The 1,876-nt window shown below is 72.3% G+C and carries 1 protein-coding gene; it reads left to right on the top strand.

Annotated features, from left to right (window positions below):
• Positions 1-840: 840 nt before the first annotated feature.
• Positions 841-1,876, top strand: a 1,036-nt coding sequence (locus tag ACFFNX_RS48910) for an FAD-dependent monooxygenase (RefSeq protein WP_378213308.1), incomplete at its 3' end; no start/stop codon positions are given.

The raw sequence follows: 1,876 nt of genomic DNA, 5'->3' as shown, positions 1-1,876 counted from the left end.
CCCGGCCAGTCCGGCTCCGATGATCGCGATCGGGCGGTTCATGTGATGCTCCATACCTTGTCGTGAACTTCGCGGCACGTACGGACGACACCGCGACGACCCGCTGTCGCAAAACCGAGTTCACGGCAGCGCAACTGGACACCATCGCCCGCGCTGCCGACAAGCTGCGAGCCGCAGTGGAGTCCTACGTCGGCGATTCCACACCACCTGCACAGGACTGACCCGCCCCTGGGACAGTCGCCGGTAGCGGCGGCGAAAGCGCTGGATTCGCCTCGACGGTGCGTCCGCATCACTGCCTCGGTGCGGCACTGTCAGCGCTGAAGTGAGGTCCGGGAGAAGCAGTCCGATTTCGCTCGTGTGGGGTCGGGTCGAGGGCCTGCCGCCGGGGTGCACGGCCAGATCCGCCCCGCGGCATGGACATCAGTCAACGCGGTCTCGCCGGCCGTGAGCGGTGGCCCGTCGTGCGGGCACCCCTGGCGGGGTCGGCGCCATCACCGCTGTTGCCCTCGTCCTACTCCAGCACGAGAACAACCGCACCGTCTGACGATCACAGGCCGTTGTGACGCCGCCGATGAGATCGCCCTCTGTCACGGCGCCGCTCCGGAGCGGCCATCGAGCTGCCGCCTACACCGCCGCGCACTCCCATTGGGTGAACACCGTGCTCGTACGCTCGGTCGCCGCCAACCTCCTCGCGAAGTAGGCCGGATCCGCCGTCCGGCCGCCGATCGCCCCGGGGCGGGGACCGTATGGTGTCGCGGATCAGTGATGATACATACTGTCTCATCTATAAGCCCAGTATGACGGGATCAGTGAGACGCTATGTCGCATGATGATGTCGAAGTGGAACCGGTCGACGTGGTGGTCGTCGGCGCCGGGCCGACCGGCCTGACCGTCGCGGGACGGCTGGCGGGGCTGGGGGTCCGGGCGCTGGTCCTCGACGCCTCCGCCGGGCCGACGCGGACCTCGAACGCCGCGCTGGTGCACGCCGCGACCCTGGAGCTGTACGAGCGGCTCGGCGTCGTGGACGAGATGGTCGCCGCCGGACGAGAGGTACGCCGCCTCCGCCTGGCCGACCGGGACCGGACGCTGGCGCGCGTGCGCCTCACCGACGTTCCCGGCACGTACCGGTTCGCGCTGAGTGTGCCGCAGAGCACGACGGAGGAGATCCTCCTGCGGTGGCTCGACCGGTCGGGGGTGACCGTGCGGCGGGAGCACCGGGCCGACGCGGTGGACGAGGACGGGGACGGCTACGTGGTCAGGGGCACCCGGCGCGGGACGCCCTTCGCGGCGCGGGCGCGCTACGTGGTCGGGGCCGACGGCTCGCACAGCGCGGTCCGGTCCGCGGCCGGACTGGACTTCCCCGGCCGGACCTACTCCTCGCAGTTCGTGCTGGCCGACGTCGAGCTGGCCGGGCGGCTCCCCGCCGACGACGAGGCCGTCGTACACCTGTCGCCCGACGGCGTCACCGTGATCGGCCGGCTGCCCGGGCCGCGGCACCGGATCATCGCGACGGCCGACGCCGGGTCCGAGGTCCCGGAGGCGCCCGGCGTGGAGTTCGTCGACGCGCTGCTGGCGCGCCGGGGGATCGATGCGCGGCTCACCGGGCCTCCCGCCTGGTCCTCCCGGTTCCGGATCCACCACCGCGTCGCGGAGCGCTTCCGCTCCGGCGGTGTCTTCCTGGCCGGCGACGCCGCGCACGTGCACAGCCCGGCCGCGGGCCAGGGCATGAACACCGGGATCGCCGACGCGTACGACCAGGCGACACGGCTGGCGGCGGTGCTCACCGGGCAGGCGGGCGAGGAGGTCCTGGACGGCTACGAGGCCGCGCGGCGGGCGGCGGCGCTCGACGTGCTCCGGTTCACCGACCGGATGACCC

The sequence above is a fragment of the Actinoallomurus acaciae genome (assembly GCF_042429965.1).
GTDB classification, from domain to species: domain Bacteria; phylum Actinomycetota; class Actinomycetes; order Streptosporangiales; family Streptosporangiaceae; genus Actinoallomurus; species Actinoallomurus acaciae.
The sequence above is the reverse complement of the archived record's forward strand: the minus strand, read 5'-3'. Positions and strand labels throughout refer to the sequence as shown.